Raw genomic sequence first — 16,897 nt, 5'->3', positions numbered from 1 at the left:
TGCAACATACTACATTGAACAGTAAGCGCTCACTGAATGACTAATAGGATCATTAACAATATTAAGGACGAATTATGAAAAAACTGATTATTATCATTGTCGCTGTGGCGCTGGGTTATTTTATTAACCTCAAGTTTGTGGACATAGCTTATGCAATGGATTTGCAGAATTGAAAAAAGAAGCCATTTTGATAAACGATCAAAAAATGAAAGTGAAATGCGACTCGTATGCCTTAGGCTTTTTTGATGAAATCAAACTCGAAAACAAATTTCAACAATGCATTAATGATTACCAAGCCCAAGGTTATGCCCTATTGGACACGGCTGACTCAGACGCATAACAAAAAAGCTCAAGCATTTATGCTTGAGCTTTTTTAGGTATTGTTCAAAACAACGATTAAAACGGCATTTTCATTCCTGGTGGTAATTGCATACCGCCAGTCACTTCAGCCATTTTCGCTTTTTGATTTTCTTCTAAACGACGGGCAGCATCATTACATGCTGCTGCAATTAAATCTTCTAGCATTTCTTTGTCGTCATCCATTAAGCTTGGATCGATTTCAACTTTACGCACACTGTGGTTACCTGTCATGGTTACTTTAACCAAGCCAGCACCCGCTTCACCCGTCATTTCTGTGCGTGCAATCTCTTCTTGCATTTTTGCCATTTTGTCTTGCATCATTTGGGCTTGTTTCATTAAATTGCCCATACCGCCTTTTCCACCAAACATAGTCGTCTCTCTCTAATTAAGGTTGCTAGCAAGTCGCCATAGTGGCGCTAATCTTACTGAAATAAAATCGATTGGCAATCTAAGCTATGCATTTTTGAGATGAAGATATGTTCATTTCAAGCTAAATTACCGATTCAAATAACTATTGAACACTGATTTGAGCAATATCCTCGGCAATTTGTGCCAATTGCTCTGGGGGATATTCAATACTATCACTGTCTAACTGTGCAGATAATCGTTGGATCATCCACTGAGTATTATCATCTTGTAAAATGGATTGCTCAGCTTGAGCGATCAATTCACGATGAAACCTTTTGCGCAATTCTAAAGGGGTTTCACGCTGAGCAACAACGCCAATTTCAATCTTAACTTCAATGGGTTGCTGTAGGTAATCGGTCAAGGCTACTTGTAATTGATCAATTGCCTGTGGCGCAGATAGATGTTTTTGATCAGGCTTTAACACGAGTATTAAGGAATTACTTTGCCCCTGACACACTGCGTTCACCCCTAACTGCCTGACACGCCCACCAACTGATACATTCGTCATCACTTTATACCAATGTAAATCCAGTTCATGACCTTCGATACGATGAGGCTTAAAAACCGAAGGCGTTGCTGATGTAACAACTGCCTTTTGATTACTCGGTAATTCAGCGGCTTTTGCACTGTCTACATCGATGATCTGAGAGGTGATAGTGGTATTTGATGTTGAGTTTAGCTCCTGAGATAGGATCTCAGCAGGCAAAACGGCATCTGTAAAAGGCGTGACTTGCTCACCTGCCCCAGGCTTAACCCAAGGCGGCCTGTCGTAATGATCACTGCCAAGGCTATGACTAACTTCTGCGTCGTCATCGGCCAATGTGTCGGCTAACTCGGGGCGATGTGAGTTTGTATCTTGCAATGTCTCACATTCATCAACAACTGCATCAGGCGCTTTTGCACTTGAGTTACCCATGTTAGGCGTATCTACTGTTGCAGTTGGTTTAGCTGCATTAGGTATTTTCGTTGATTTTATTGTAACAGGCGCTTTTGCAGCCTCTGCCTCTTTTTGCTGTAGCGCGCCAAGATCTTTAATTAATGAATCGCGTGTGGCTAAAACCACATTTAAAAAGTCTAACGCATCCCCTGACTCTGATGTCATTTTGGCTTGTGCAGCCTTTGACTCAGTATGAGGCTGTGTGTCTAATAACGCCTGATTTTGTGAATGGCTTGTTGAATAATCTACCGGTGAGTCCGCCTGATAAGACTCATGCTGAGCTGAGAATGCCACGTAGTCATCATGATCAGAAGGTTGATAATCATCATCTTGTTGATAATCACTGAAAGAGTAGCCATCCACATCAGCTGAAAAACCATCTTGTTGATAATCAGTGTCGCTACTCGCACTCATTGGTGAGTCAGTGGGGTTAGCTTCACTGCTATCATGATTTACAACGACTGTTGGCGTATCAGTTTTATGTTGTTGTGCTTGCCCCTGCGCAAAACGATTAAAACCAAAGCTCGCCGCTTGGCTCAATACCACCTGCTGCTCAGCGACCAATGCCTCATCACAATCATCAAGCTCATCATCCACTGAGTCAGCAACTATGGGGCTGGGATCTGGTAATGAACTGAGCCCATGGGAGCTATCATTGTTCACATCAGCGTCATCTTTGCTGGTATCGCTGAGAGCGTCAGAGGTTTTATCTGTAGGATTAACCGTTAACACTGTAGAGTCTGTCTGTGAGGGCTCATCAGTTGCAGGCTCTGCAGTATTAGGCTTTGGGCTTGTATCTGTGACCTCTTTTGATGGCGTTAAGTCTATAGTTGCGGCTGTATTACTGACCCATCTTTTTACTTGTTTTTCAGGAGTAAAGGCCACTGCGCGCAATAATGCCATCTCAAGCCCTGATTTAGGATCTGGTGCATAGGCTAAATCTTTACGGCCATTTAATAACATTTGATAATACAGCTGCACTTGCTCGGGAGATAATTGCTGTGCAAAGGCTGTAATTTGCTCGCTAAACAGAGACTGTTGAGCAGCGGCAGGCGCAAATTGAGTTAGGGTAATTTGATGTAATAATTCTAATAAACTGCGAAGCACTTCTTCAGCATCAGCACCAAAAGCGAGTACTTTTGCCACCATTTGCATTAAGGGGCCCACATCTGCATCACAAAGTGTTTTTAATAACGCGATAACGTGCTGCTCATCTATGCTACCGAGCATGGTTTGCACTTGTTCAAGCATTACCTGACCACTACCAAAAGCAATAGCTTGATCGGTTAAACTTAACGCATCACGCATACTGCCATTAGCAGCTTTAGCCAACACATTTAACGCTTGCGGCTCAAATGGCAATTGCTCCTGAGTAATAACATACTCAAGTTGCTGGCTAATTTGTTGTTGCGTTAAACTTTTTAAATTAAATTGCAAACAGCGAGACAATACCGTTACCGGTAGCTTATGTGGGTCTGTTGTCGCCAATAAAAACTTTACGTGCTCAGGAGGCTCTTCTAAGGTTTTTAATAATGCATTAAAACTGCTGCGTGACAGCATGTGAACTTCGTCAATGAGGTATACCTTAAAACGACCACGAGAAGGACGATATTGCACGTTATCAAGTAACTCACGGGTATCGTCAACTTTGGTACGCGACGCTGCATCAACTTCGATTAAATCGACAAAACGCCCTTGGGCAATCTCAACACAACTTGAACATTCACCACAGGGATTGGCAGTAACGCCCGTCTCGCAGTTAAGGCCTTTGGCAAATAGCCGCGCCAAACTGGTTTTGCCTACCCCACGGGTGCCGGTAAATAAATACGCATGATGAAGACGTTGTTGGCTTAATGCATTTGTCAGTGCCATTAATACATGGGACTGACCAACCATTTGTTCAAATTTTGCAGGTCGCCATTTGCGGGCGAGCACTTGATAAGACATGAAATTCCCCACACAGAGCTATCGGGAGTCAATCCCATTTGAGGGATAACAATAACATGCCAGAGGCTGGCATGCTATTGTTGCACTGGCTTTTGATGTATGTGCATTGAGTTAACTGCCTAATTAATTAGCAGTTATTAAAAAAGCTATTCGCCTTCAAACTCACACAAACTTAATACTTCAATGCCTAAATCTTGTAAACGCTTTTCACCACCAATTTCAGGTAATGAAATCACAAATGCGGCATGTGCTACTTCACCACCTAATTGGCGGATCAGCTTAACGGTTGCTTCAATGGTGCCACCAGTGGCAAGCAGATCATCAATAACCAACACTTTATCGTTCGCGTTAATGGCATCTGTATGTATTTCTAGCGTATCTTTACCGTATTCCAACTCATAGGTTTGGCTAATGGTTTCACGCGGTAATTTGCCAGGCTTACGCACAGGAACAAATCCCACACCAAGTTCAAGTGCTAATGGTGCACCAAATAAAAAGCCACGGGCTTCAGTACCAACCACTTTAGTAAACCCTTTTGATTGGTAATGGGCGACTAAAATTGCGATTGTCGCTTTATAGGCTTCAGCACTTTCCAACAAACTCGTGACATCACGAAACATAATGCCTGGCTTTGGATAATCAGGAATGGTTTTAATGCTGTTTTTGATAAGCGCTAAACTGTCTTGGTTCATCATAATGAATTAACTCTGTTTAAAGTGATTACGCAATAAAAAAGTCCACGTCATTGGTGGACTCTAATAAAAATTCTGCTGCGATCTTATGCCCGTTTAGGTTCAGTTGCAACCGTCATACATAAAATGGCGATTTATTATTCTAACTCTGGGATCCGCCACAGAAAAAAGAGCAAAACTAACATCATGCATATCAACATGATCTTAACCCACATCAGCGGCACTATAATAATGCTAATGCCAAAACTCAACGTGCTCATTATCATGGCTTTTCGTTTTAAAGGTCGGCTTAATGCGCGTTTAGATTGCCACTGGTCAATCCCCTCTGCAAACCAGGGGTGTGTGACCAACCAATTGTGCAAGCGGTCATTTGAACGAGCAAAGCAAAAAGCAGACAGTAAGATAAATGGCACGGTAGGCAATAATGGCAAGGCTATGCCAATTAAACCTAATACCAAACTGCACAAGCCAATAATAAGGAAAAAACCACGTTTTAACGCCATAACCACCCTTGCCGAAAACAAAAAACCACTCTATCAGAGTGGTTTAGTAAGGCAATATTTTGACAAATTAATCTGAATTAATCGTTAAATTAATCCAGTCACTTTTAACCACGAAAGGCTTGCGGGTAATGTAGGAATTAATAAAACCAAAATAAAACCAATAAAATAAACAATGTTAAACGGGTCTTTAAACGGCTGACTCATGATATTTCCTAGATTGAAATTTGTCGTGGGTGTCACTGCTAACAAAATTTACATGTGATAATCAGCTTAACACTGGTCATTAATACGGTCATTTTGCGTGAAGCAGATCACAAAAAGTGGCTCATTCTAGACATATATTACTAAAATAAAAACCTTAATTTTATTAAGACTATTATTTGTCTGCCAATGAAATGATAATCCCCTTTTGGCTGAGCTGTTGTATTAATGGAACACAGCCAGACTGTAATGTTTGTGCAGCCATTTGCGGATAAAGCTCACCTAACCAGACGATAATATCTTCGAGCAACACACCTTGTTTCAAATGAGCCATTTGCTCAATATAAGCAAGTACTTGGGCACTTAATGGCGTGAGCTTTAAAAATGCAACTTCGTCGTCAACGTTGCGGTACACGCAAAAGAAATGGGCTTCTTGGGTCGGTTCTATGGGTTGGTAGTCAACACTGATATGTTGAACATCAAACGAGTATTGAGCAATTTTTGCATGAGTAGCCAAACCCAAACGAACGTCACTGAATTCATCAGTGGTAATAAGTCGAGATTTTGGTGTATCTGGTGCCACAGCAGCGCACAGTTCTAACCACTCATAATGAGCCAATTGCAGCATAAAAACAGGATCATGCTCTGATTGAGTGTACTCATGTTGTAAAAAAGCCAAGAATTCCCCAGCAATTTCAACAAAAATGGGCGTTTTGCAGTCATGGGTAACAAAAAACTGCTGGATCAATGCTTGCCATTGTTCTTCACTATATAGGGTTTTTAAAACCGGAAATGCACTGGATACAAACCCTGAAATATTATTAAAAAATAACTCCCGATACACCTTCATCCGCCTCGGTTCAATCCCTTCAGGAAGGGGTAAACTGGGATCGCGAATATAATCCATAAATTGTTGTTGCAACTTAATAAAGTTCATCATGTTTTTCTCAATGCAGACGAATGCTCTAAGGCAAGTTGTTGATATTGATGAATTTGATTGATTTCATTTAGGAGAACTTCTGTTTTAGGAATATTAAAATCACGCTCAAGTAACGTTGGGTGAACCCCATGCAATTGATAACATTGCTGTAATAAAGACCATACAGGGTCAATAACATCTGCACCGTGGGTATCAACCATCAAATCGACATCTTCTTGGTAATGCCCTGCAATATGTAAATAAGCAATGCGATCGGTTGGCATGGCTGCTAAAAAATCATTTGCATCATACTGATGGTTAATAGCATTAACGTAGATGTTATTCACATCGAGCAGCAATTTGCAATCAGCCTCTTGCAGCACAGCATTAACAAACTCTTGCTCGCTCATTTGTGCACCGGGCGCCGCATAAAAGGACACATTCTCTAAAATAAATGGGCGTTCAAGTATGTCTTCAACTTGCTTAATGCGTTTTGCAGTGTGGATCACCGCATCGTCGGTAAAGGGGATTGGCATTAAATCGTACATATGCCCTTTACCGGAACAGTAGCTTAGATGCTCTGAATAAATATCAATCTTATGCGCATCAAGAAACCCTTTAATATTTTTGACAAACTGAGTATCTAATGCTTCAGGACTGCCTATGGATAAAGATAATCCATGACAAAAAAACCGGTGCTCTTGGGTTAGCTGCGAAAATTGACGCGCAAATTTACCGCCTAAGGTCATCCAGTTTTCTGGTGCCACTTCAAAAAAATCGATGGCAGATGGCACCTGTTGGCAAAATTCATCCAGCATTTCGCGACGTAAACCTAAGCCTACACTCGCTTGAGTTGATGGAGAATATTGAAAACTAGACATAGTGCATCCTTAACCATAAAAACAAGGTAAAAATAAGGCCTGAAACCCAGGCCTTAATTGTGTCAAAAAAGCATGAACATTATCCAATGCTTATTACTTCTGACCGCCACACTTACCTTCACCACATTTACCTTCTTTGGCTTTTTCAGCTGACTTTTTCATGTCGCCGCCGCATTTGCCTTCACCGCATTTACCTTCAGCGGCTTTCTCAGCAGACTTCATCATGTCGCCGCCGCATTTGCCTTCACCGCATTTACCTTCAGCGGCTTTCTCAGCAGACTTTTTCATGTCGCCGCCACATTTGCCTTCACCGCATTTACCTTCAGCAGCTTTTTCAGCAGACTTTTTCATGTCGCCGCCACATTTACCTTCACCGCATTTACCTTCACCACCCTCTAATTGATAGCCAGCGGTTAATTGTTCGAATCCAAATGGGTTAGCTTGTACATCAGCAGTAAAACCAGCAGTCATTACAACAGCACCTAACGCAACAGCTACAGTAGTTTGTTTGATAGAGTTCATAATTATTGTCTTCCTCGTGTTTTGATTATGTATTGTTGACCAACATCATTGCCGGCTTGCTTAAAGAGACCTGTAGTAGATGAACTTTATTGCAAAAAAATTGACAATTTGTGAAAAAACTCACTTTTGGTAATAAATAAACTTGCTAGGAACACACAAAATAGCACAAAGGTTACACCACTTGAAGCGGGATAATAATAGGACTAAACGAATAGATATTTTTTATGCCTATGATTAATATAAAGTTAACTATTAAGTTCCGCATACACATTGAGATAATTAAGGTTAATGCTGTTATCAACCAATAAACACGGTAAAATGACGCACTTTTTTCTTCAGTAAGGTGTACCGTGCGCGTTATTTTAGCTCCAATGGAAGGTGTGGTTGATGACCATATGCGTGATATTTTATCAGCCATCAATCCGTTTGATTTAGTTGTTACTGAATTTGTACGAGTCGTAAACCAGTTATTACCGGAAAAAGTCTTTTACAAATTGTGTCCAGAACTGCTCAATAATGGATTAACCCCTTCCGGTACGCCTGTGCGTGTCCAATTACTTGGCCAAGAACCTGAGTGGATGGCACAAAATGCAATCCGGGCGATTGAATTAGGCTCAAATGGTGTAGATGCTAATTTTGGCTGCCCTGCTAAAACGGTTAATAAAAGTAAAGGCGGTGCGGTTTTACTTCAATACCCCGACAATATTTACAACATTGTCAAAGCCATGCGTGAGGCGGTGCCCAGCCATCAACCTGTTACAGCCAAAATCCGACTAGGCTACGAAGACAAATCATTGTTCATGGAAAATGCTCTGGCGGTTTATGAAGCCGGCGCATCTGAGCTCGCCATTCATGCCCGCAGTAAAACCGACGGCTATAAACCGCCAGCATACTGGGAATACATCACTGAAGTACGTAAGCGCTTGCCTATACCTGTTATCGCAAATGGTGAAATCTGGAATGCCGCGGATGCAAAACGATGTATGGATGTCACGGGATGCGACAGTGTGATGATTGGCCGCGGCGCCATATCATTACCTAATCTAGGTGACACAATAAAAACGGGGGCTGCACCTTATACCTGGCTGCAAACACTCACATTATTAATGGCGTACACAGAAAAAGAGCTCAATGGCCGTAAATCCGATTATTATCCTTCACGGATAAAACAGTGGTTTAGTTACCTAAATCGTCAATATCCCGAAGCGGATGCATTGTTCCGAGAGTTAAGGATCTATAAAACCACTGAAGAGATAGTCAAAGTGCTGCAGCAAACACATCAATCGTTAAGCTAGCAAGCCATTGCGATAATCACAACATTGACTCAGGCTGAATCATTTGGGCCTGAGTACAAAAATCTACCTCAGAATTGATCTTCGTCATAACCTACTCTTTTTTTGTGCTTAGAATAGAATTTCTAGTGGCATTATCAGTTAAGGTTAATCCAGTTGCACAATTATCAGGACATACAGCAAAAATTACAGCAACTTGAACTCAAGTTGAGGCACGAGTTATTTCTGATTATTAAAGATATATCTCCCGATGCGAGCCAGCTGGCAAATAACGCGTCATTGGGGGATGTTATCGATTTTTTATCACAAGTGAAATTAGCCGATACCGATTTATTTACACAACTGATGAAGCTAGATGCCGCATTATGCCAACTCGATTTAGGCCTATATGGACTATGTTCTGATTGCGAAATGGATATTGAATCAACTAGGTTAAATACCGATCCAACCGAACAACGATGCAGTTCCTGCCAGCAAAAATATTTAAATGAACATAGGTTAGAACTTAGGTTGAATCATTAAAAATCTATCATTAAAAATCTATCGTTCGACTTAATACAGATACAAAAAAGCCTACATTTCAGTAGGCTTTTTAATATGCCAATAGTACCTATTAGCATTGATTATTGTTGCAACTATTAAAACTTAACGCTCACACCGCCGTAGTATTGGCGACCAATGGTGTCGTACACTTCAGGCACCGTACCACCATCGCTACCATTTGATACGTCTGATGGTTCTTCATCTGTGATGTTTTTAATTCCAGCGCTAAGCGTTACCATGTCAGAGACATGATAAGTTCCCGCAATATTGTGATAAAGCACTGCATCTACATCATCACCCGTGCCTAAGTCTTCCATTTCACCAATGTAGCGGTTCGAGTAAATAACACTCCAATCATCAATACCCGCTTGAATATTAAAGTTGTTACGCACTTCAGCATATGCACCAAAGTTACCATCAATGATATTGGTGTAGTCTATACCTTCTTGCTCAAAATTCAGTAAGTAGGTGGTATCATTATTGATTTTCCAATCCAACGATAACGCACTGAAACTGTATGCAAGATTCAAGTCTATACCGCTGGTGTCTTGACTACCTACGTTGGTTAGAGAGCTAGTCAAGTTTGTTAAGTCACCGTTAGTTCCTATGTTAAATATTTCACAAGAATCTGATGCGGCGTCAGCATAACAAGCATCTAGACCGGCTTGAACATCCAAGCGAGTAATTGCATTTTTTACCTTAAAGCGCCAGTAATCAACCGTTAACGACAAACCCTCGACATAACTTGGCGAGTAAACAACACCGGCGGTGTAAGAGTCCGACTCTTCAGCCTCTAAGTCGTCGTCTGATGTATAACGAACTAATATTTGCGAGTCTTGCTCATTACCCCATGGATCTTCTAGGTAATCGTAAGATCCTGTATCACCACCGTAAAGCTCACTAATACTAGGAGCACGGAACCCTGTGGCCGCTACACCACGAAGCATTAAATCATCTGTTGCTTCATAGGTTAAGCCAACTTTCCATGTTGACGCTTTACCGAATGTTGAGTAATCGTCATAACGAAGAGCAAACTCACCGGTTAATTTATCTGTAAAAGGAACACTTACCTCTTCAAAAACAGAGAAAACATTGTAATTACCACTTGTTGGATCTTGTTGAGCCGCAGTACCTTCACCGGCTACTGTAACAGAATCTGGATTGTAATATCCGCTTTCGTAACGGTATTCAGCACCTATTGCAAAGGCAACGGCACCCGCACTTACGTCAAATAAATCGCCATTTAAACCAGCAGAAAAGACATTTTGTTCGTTACCGCCATCGGCATTATCTGTATAACTTATGTCATCAACAATACTGTCTGTTAATGCATCACCACTAAACCATGCATCTTGGTTTGCATAAATTGATTCAGAAAGATTGGTGGCATTGATGGAGTTTTTAACGGTTGAATCCGCTTTATTTTTACCATAGGTATAAGCGAGATCCCAATTCATACCGTTATTGATATCCAACTCACCTGCAAGCCCTGCTGAAATACGGAAAGTATCCGTATCTTGCTCGTAAATACGTGGGCCGGCATCAGCAATACGACGACGATATTCAACACGGCCAGTATCATCAGCAGCAATACCCGCATCAGTCATTGCATCGGTTAACGTGACACATGAGCTGTCAGAATCTGTTTCACACACATCTAGCATGACAGAAGCCGGTTGCGGCGCCATTTGCTGATTAGATTTACGCTTGGTATAAAGCGCATCAGCAGTTAATACCATGTTGTTATCTAGCTCTTGTACCATGTTGGCGAATAAACTGTATCGCTCATTTGGTGTTTGATAATAACTGCTCGTTGTATAGTCATAACCTGTTGAACGAGCTTCCCATTCACCCGCTTCATTTTGCACCATACCATCAAGCGAACCTGTCGGAATATATGAACTGTAACCTGGTTCAGTCCAATCACGGTCTGATTGGATCACGCTTTCACGCTTTGAATAGGCCACGCCAAAGGTATAGTTGCCGCCATCGGTGTTAAAACCATATAAACCGCTCAATTCTCCAGTTTCACCATCACTTTCGCTTGAGGTACTACCGTTAAAATCTAATTGGAAACCATCGAAATCTTTTTTGGTGATAATATTAACTACACCTGCAATCGCATCTGAGCCATATACCGCTGAAGCACCATCTTTTAAAATCTCAACGCGTGCAATCATTGCCACAGGAATAGAGTTTAAATCCACAGAACTATCAGCACCAGAACCAGAGTTAACCATACGACGGCCGTTTAATAACACTAACGTACGTTGCGAACCCATGCCGCGTAAATCAACTTGTGCGACACCATCTGAACCATTATTTGAGCTTGAACCTAAAGCTGCACCAGCCATAGATGTTTGAGCTTGAAGCAATTCATCAACAGAAGTGAAACCTTCAGCACGGATCGCTTCAGCAGAAATAACGGTTACTGGAGAAGCTGTTTCCATATCTTGACGTTGAATACGTGAACCCGTGACTTCTATACGCTCCACTTTTTGCTTATCGGCCGCCATGACCGCTGAAGAAAATAACCCAGTGGTCGCGACACTTGTTGCTGCTACATTTAATAAACTGCGACGAATAGCTTTAGCAGTTAATGTGACTGAACTCATGAAAAAACTCCCTATTCTTAAAATAAATAAATCAAATTGTTATATTTTTAATGAGCAGCAATCGGCCTTGCCAATTACTAAAAACATTATTAAGAAATAAAAAACCTTTCGTCAACAAGGGAGGGATACAAGCAACTTTGCAAAGTTGTGTAAATCAAACTTTTAATTTGACTTTAAAAACGAATTAAAGAAAATGAACATAAACAGCAACTTATAAAGAGCTTGGCGCATTATGTTATTTTTGTGTAATATTAAAATCAAAAAACAAACGCAAATAAAAAACCAATAAAGCACAATAAAAAACCAGCAAAGAAACAAAGAGAAAACATAGTTAACAATATAAAAACAAAAGTTCATAACCTGTATCTATCATTATTTTTGTAAATTAAGTTAAATATTTTGTTTTGAACTAAAATAGCAGAAAATTTAACATAAATAGTGAATGATTATTTATTCACAAATAGACTATAACGTATTCTATACGCTTATTTTTATTCAAAACATGTCAATAAATACTGAAAACAGTTTACTTAAGAGGTAATCAACGCCAAAAAAACGTGTATTAATACATCAATTTTCACACACTATGCGGCTAAGAGTTCATTTATCACTCAAAAATGACAAGTAAAAAAACAAGTTGATAACATTTTTGCGGGTAGAAAACATCTCTTCTAGGCTCAATAACTCCGGGGAAGTAAAGTGGTTAATTGAACGATCGAACGTTGCAGTTGCTAAAGCCCTCAATAAAGCAAACTAGTCAGTTAACCTGTCCAATAGCCTTATGAGTGAGTAACACAATTATAAATGGAAAAAACAACGTCGTTGCCAAGAAAATCGAGATACTGGTATTAGGGGTGACGATTGAATGCTGGCTAAAATGTATCAAATGCTCAGTGTTAGATGCTACTGGCTATAGAATACTAGATGTGGAATGTTAGATGCTCAAGGCTAGATATTAGATATTAGATATTGAAAGATAAGCATGAATAAACATGTTGATATTAGATTTGAATATTGCATTTACATAGTGCTTGCAGGATGTTACTGACTGGGAGACTGTAATTCAGTTTGTGTAACAGAAGCCTAAACAGTTCTAATGAAGGCATTTTGTGCCTATACCGCTGTAGATAAACCTGAGCAGAGATTAAAAACAAAAAAGGAGCCTAGGGCTCCTTTTCGATGTTCTTGCTAGCAAAGATTAACGAGTGCGTGGGCACACTTCTTCAGCGCTGAAGAAGTAAGCAATTTCACGAGCTGCTGATTCAACAGCATCAGAACCGTGAACTGCGTTTTCGTCGATGCTTGCTGCGTAGTCAGCACGTAAAGTACCACGAGCAGCTTCAGCTGGGTTAGTTGCACCCATGATTTCGCGGTTAGCTAGTACTGCATTTTCGCCTTCTAACACTTGAACCATTACTGGACCAGAAGTCATAAAAGACACTAAAGCACCAAAGAAAGGACGTGCGCTGTGTTCAGCGTAGAAACCTTCAGCTTGTTCTTTAGAAAGGTGAACCATTTTAGAAGCAATGATCTTTAGACCAGCTGATTCAAAACGGTTGTAGATTGCACCGATGTGGTTTTTAGCAACTGCATCTGGCTTAATAATTGAGAATGTGCGTTCGATCGCCATAACTAGCTTCCTTAATGTGAGCAAGTTTAAAAAATTCGCGCGGATTATACGTAATTAAACTGAAAATGCCTAGCCTTATCAGCATAGGCAATAACATTTCAGCATTTATTTAGGTCATTTATATTAACAAACTGCCATTTCGTTAGTTTGTTTGTTGGTTTTAACTGCATTTTTTTCAATAAAACAAATAATGGCGTCTGCAACATCTTTTTGTGTCGCAGCTTCAATACCCTCAAGCCCTGGCGATGAATTCACTTCCATCACGACAGGCCCGTGGTTAGAGCGTAATAAATCAACGCCAGCAACATTTAAGCCCATTGTACGAGCCGCACGTAATGCAACTGAGCGCTCCTGAGGCGATAATTTAACTAAGGTCGCACTACCTCCACGGTGTAAATTAGAGCGAAATTCCCCCGGTTTAGCCTGACGTTTCATTGCGGCTATGACCTTATCGCCTAATACAAAACAGCGAATATCCGCGCCTTGAGCTTCTGCAATATATTCTTGCACCATAATGTTAGCTTTAAGGCCCATAAAGGCTTCTAGTACGCTTTCTGCGGCTTTACGTGTTTCAGCTAGCACTACGCCAATACCCTGTGTGCCTTCAAGTAATTTAACCACTAACGGCGCACCACCAACCATGTCAATTAAATCAGGAATGTCACTTGGTTTATTAGCAAAACCAGTAATAGGCAGACCAATGCCTCTGCGAGACAATAATTGCATAGAACGTAATTTATCACGCGATCGCGCAATGCCAATTGAGCTATTTACCGCATAAACGCCCATCATCTCTAATTGACGCAGCACAGCAGAGCCATAAAAAGTGACAGATGCACCAATACGTGGGATCACGGCATCAAAATGGCCAAGATCTTTACCCGCCATATGAATGCTAGGCTTAGTCATGTTGATGTTCATGTAACACTTTAATGGGTTAATTACTTTAACTTCATGTCCGCGGGCGACAGCTGCCTCGACTAAGCGACGGGTTGAATATAATTGCGGGCCTTGAGACAGTATTGCGATGCGCACAGAGTGCTCCAGAAAAGGAATTTTCGCGCATCATACGCTGAGTTTATTTAAAATCAATGACAGGAATGACCAGAAATAAAAAAAGAGTCAATCTTGATGATTGACTCTCATTTTTATACTAAAACTGTACAATAACTGGCGATGGTTTAGCCTTCGCTCACCATGTTAATGGTGTATTTAGGAATATCTATCACCATGTCACAATCAACCACTTTAGCTTGGCAAGACAAGCGGCTTTCAGGCTCTAAACCCCATGCTTTATCTAGCATGTCATCTTCAAGCTCATCGCTTTCTTCTAGTTGGTCAAAGCCTTCACGTACAATTACATGGCATGTGGTACAAGCGCATGACTTTTCACAAGCGTGTTCTATGTGAATACCGTTACGTAGTGCAACGTTTAAAATGGTCTCACCAACTTCTGCTTCAAGTACTGCGCCATCTGGACAAAGCTCTTGATGGGGTAAAAATACTAACTGTGGCATTATTTCACCTATATGTTATCGACCGACTGCCCTTTTAGCGCCGCTCTAATAGAATTATCCATGCGTCGTGACGCAAAATCTTGAGTTTGTTCATCAAGACTAGCAATTGCTTTCTCAATGGCATCAACATCGTCTTGTTGTGCGGTAGCGTCAAGTAACGCAATCGCATCAGTTAACTGTTTACGCTCTTGTTCATCAAGTAAATCACCATCTTTACCTAATGCGGCATTTAATGACTCAATCACACGCGCCGCTTCAACTTTTTGCTCTGCAAGCATTCGTCGAGTAATGTCATCTTTAGCATGCTTCATCGAATCTTTTAGCATGGTGGCAATTTCAGTGTCAGACAAACCAAAAGAAGGTTTAACCTGAATAGTGGTTTTTACTTCGGTTGATTTTTCCATCGCTGTGACACTGAGCAATCCATCGGCGTCTACCTGGAAGGTTACACGAATATGTGCAGCGCCAGCAGCCATCGCAGGAATACCATGTAGGGTAAACCGCGCGAGTGAACGGCAATCTTCAACCAACTCTCGCTCACCCTGTACCACATGAAATGCCATTGCCGTTTGGCCGTCTTTAAACGTGGTAAACTCTTGCGCACGGGCAACCGGGATTGTGGTATTACGGGTCACGACTTTTTCAACCAATCCGCCCATGGTTTCAATACCAAGCGATAATGGAATAACATCTAACAATAACAAGTCAGATTCTGGTTTGTTACCCACCAAAATATCAGCTTGAATTGCCGCGCCAATGGCCACAACACGATCTGGGTCAATTGAGGTCAGTGGTGCTTTTTTGAAGAAGGCTTCTACTTGCTCGCGTACTAATGGCACACGAGTTGAACCGCCTACCATGACGGTTTCAATCACTTCGTCAACACTCACACCAGCATCACGCAAAGTACGGCGGCAACTGCTAATGGTCTTTTTCACTAACGCGCCAATCAGTTCGTTAAATAATGACTTATCAACTGAGGTCGTTAATGTTTGATTATCCATCACAACACTTGCATCAACGACGTCATTTTCTGTTAATGCTTCTTTTACTCTGCGTGCTTCGATGAGTAACTGACGCGCTAACTGATTATTAGGCTCGGTAATATTCCATGCTTGTTGTAAATGACTCACCAACAGATGGTCAAAATCATCACCGCCAAGCGCAGAATCACCACCGGTTGCAAGCACTTCAAAAACGCCACGATTTAAACGAAGTACAGAAATATCAAACGTGCCACCACCGAGATCATAAATCGCAATCACGCCCTCTTGCTTAGAATCTAATCCATAAGCAATCGCTGCGGCAGTTGGCTCATTGAGTAAGCGCAGCACCTTAACGCCAAGTAATTCAGCGGCATCTTTTGTGCCTTGACGTTGAGCGTCATCAAAATAGGCCGGCACGGTAATCACAATCCCTTGAAGCTCACCGCCTAAGGTTGACTCTGCACGTGCGATTAATGGCTTTAAAATTTCTGCCGACACTTGTACAGGGTTAACTTGGCCCATTGGAGTATTAAATACAGGCAAACCGTTCTCACTCGCCTGGAGATCGTAAGGCAGTTTATGCACGCCTGATTGCACATCAGCAAGGCTGCGACCCATAAAACGCTTCACTGAAACGATGGTATTTTGCGGATCTAACGCTGATTTAGCTTGAGCATCGTAGCCAACTTGAACTAACTCATCTGAGTAATGCACAACTGACGGTAATGAGTGACGACCGCTATCATCAGCTAAGGTTGATGCCAGTCCGCTTCTGACTGTTGCCACTAATGAATTAGTGGTGCCAAGATCGATCCCCACAGCCAAACGATGCTGGTGTGGTGCGGCGCTTTGGCCAGGTTCTGCAATTTGCAACAGTGCCATAGTGTTCCAACTTGTTGTGTTATTGACTAGCAGCGCTAATCATTAAATTTGAATGTAAGTCT

At 41.3% G+C, this 16,897-nt stretch carries 15 protein-coding genes; 3 read left to right on the top strand and 12 right to left on the bottom strand.

Features of this window, described 5'->3' with window-relative positions:
• Positions 1 to 169 precede the first annotated feature (169 nt).
• A complete protein-coding gene (locus IEW93_RS05135; RefSeq protein WP_188737606.1) occupies positions 170 to 340 on the top strand; it encodes a hypothetical protein in 171 nt (56 codons plus the stop codon).
• 56 nt (positions 341 to 396) lie between these two features.
• On the opposite strand, the gene IEW93_RS05130 is transcribed toward IEW93_RS05135, so the two are convergent.
• From IEW93_RS05130 to IEW93_RS05100, 7 genes are all read right to left on the bottom strand, one after another.
• A complete protein-coding gene (locus tag IEW93_RS05130; RefSeq protein ID WP_188737603.1) occupies positions 397 to 729 on the bottom strand; it encodes a YbaB/EbfC family nucleoid-associated protein in 333 nt (110 codons plus the stop codon).
• 142 nt (positions 730 to 871) lie between these two features.
• Positions 872 to 3,652 (bottom strand): DNA polymerase III subunit gamma/tau, encoded by a 2,781-nt coding sequence (dnaX, locus tag IEW93_RS05125; RefSeq protein WP_188737600.1) that lies wholly within the window; start codon positions 3,650 to 3,652, stop codon positions 872 to 874.
• Between the two features lie 146 nt (positions 3,653 to 3,798).
• Complete coding sequence (apt, locus tag IEW93_RS05120) at positions 3,799 to 4,350, bottom strand: adenine phosphoribosyltransferase (RefSeq protein ID WP_188737660.1); 552 nt, start codon at positions 4,348 to 4,350, stop codon at positions 3,799 to 3,801.
• Positions 4,351 to 4,481: 131 nt separating this feature from the next.
• Complete coding sequence (locus IEW93_RS05115) at positions 4,482 to 4,847, bottom strand: YbaN family protein (protein ID WP_188737598.1); 366 nt, start codon at positions 4,845 to 4,847, stop codon at positions 4,482 to 4,484.
• A 376-nt stretch (positions 4,848 to 5,223) separates the two neighbouring features.
• Positions 5,224 to 5,985: an HvfC family RiPP maturation protein gene (locus tag IEW93_RS05110; protein WP_188737657.1), complete on the bottom strand. Its 762-nt coding sequence runs from the start codon at positions 5,983 to 5,985 to the stop codon at positions 5,224 to 5,226.
• Positions 5,985 to 6,848 carry an HvfB family MNIO-type RiPP peptide maturase gene (locus tag IEW93_RS05105; RefSeq protein ID WP_188737596.1) on the bottom strand — a complete coding sequence of 288 codons (864 nt, stop codon included), beginning with the start codon at positions 6,846 to 6,848 and terminating at the stop codon, positions 5,985 to 5,987. Before IEW93_RS05105 ends, IEW93_RS05110 begins: the two co-directional genes overlap by 1 nt.
• Positions 6,849 to 6,941: 93 nt before the next feature.
• A complete protein-coding gene (locus tag IEW93_RS05100; protein ID WP_188737594.1) occupies positions 6,942 to 7,370 on the bottom strand; it encodes an HvfA family oxazolone/thioamide-modified RiPP metallophore in 429 nt (142 codons plus the stop codon).
• 350 nt (positions 7,371 to 7,720) lie between these two features.
• Here IEW93_RS05100 and dusC point away from each other — a divergent pair, with 350 nt between their 5' ends.
• Both dusC and IEW93_RS05090 read left to right on the top strand, forming a co-directional pair.
• Complete coding sequence (gene dusC, locus IEW93_RS05095; RefSeq protein ID WP_188737591.1) at positions 7,721 to 8,665, top strand: tRNA dihydrouridine(16) synthase DusC; 945 nt, start codon at positions 7,721 to 7,723, stop codon at positions 8,663 to 8,665.
• A 153-nt stretch (positions 8,666 to 8,818) separates the two neighbouring features.
• A complete protein-coding gene (locus IEW93_RS05090) occupies positions 8,819 to 9,184 on the top strand; it encodes a TraR/DksA C4-type zinc finger protein (RefSeq protein WP_223417168.1) in 366 nt (121 codons plus the stop codon).
• A gap of 116 nt (positions 9,185 to 9,300) precedes the next feature.
• Here the strand turns inward: IEW93_RS05090 and IEW93_RS05085 are convergent, their stop codons facing one another.
• The 5 genes from IEW93_RS05085 to hscA form a co-directional block, all read right to left on the bottom strand.
• Entirely contained in the window at positions 9,301 to 11,820 is a 2,520-nt protein-coding gene (locus IEW93_RS05085) for a TonB-dependent receptor plug domain-containing protein (RefSeq protein WP_188737589.1), read from the bottom strand.
• A 1,198-nt stretch (positions 11,821 to 13,018) separates the two neighbouring features.
• Positions 13,019 to 13,450, bottom strand: coding sequence for a nucleoside-diphosphate kinase (gene ndk, locus IEW93_RS05080; protein WP_188737586.1), 432 nt, complete (start codon positions 13,448 to 13,450; stop codon positions 13,019 to 13,021).
• A gap of 123 nt (positions 13,451 to 13,573) precedes the next feature.
• Positions 13,574 to 14,485, bottom strand: a complete 912-nt coding sequence (rimK, locus tag IEW93_RS05075; RefSeq protein ID WP_188737584.1) for a 30S ribosomal protein S6--L-glutamate ligase — start codon at positions 14,483 to 14,485, stop codon at positions 13,574 to 13,576.
• Between the two features lie 146 nt (positions 14,486 to 14,631).
• Entirely contained in the window at positions 14,632 to 14,967 is a 336-nt protein-coding gene (gene fdx, locus IEW93_RS05070; protein WP_188737582.1) for an ISC system 2Fe-2S type ferredoxin, read from the bottom strand.
• A gap of 8 nt (positions 14,968 to 14,975) precedes the next feature.
• A complete protein-coding gene (gene hscA, locus IEW93_RS05065; protein WP_188737580.1) occupies positions 14,976 to 16,835 on the bottom strand; it encodes a Fe-S protein assembly chaperone HscA in 1,860 nt (619 codons plus the stop codon).
• Positions 16,836 to 16,897 lie beyond the last annotated feature (62 nt).

Origin of the sequence: Shewanella inventionis (genome assembly GCF_014641855.1) — a bacterium.
In the GTDB taxonomy this organism is placed as follows: domain Bacteria; phylum Pseudomonadota; class Gammaproteobacteria; order Enterobacterales; family Shewanellaceae; genus Shewanella; species Shewanella inventionis.
Note: the sequence above shows the minus strand (reverse complement) of the source record. Positions and strands in the feature narration are given on the sequence as shown.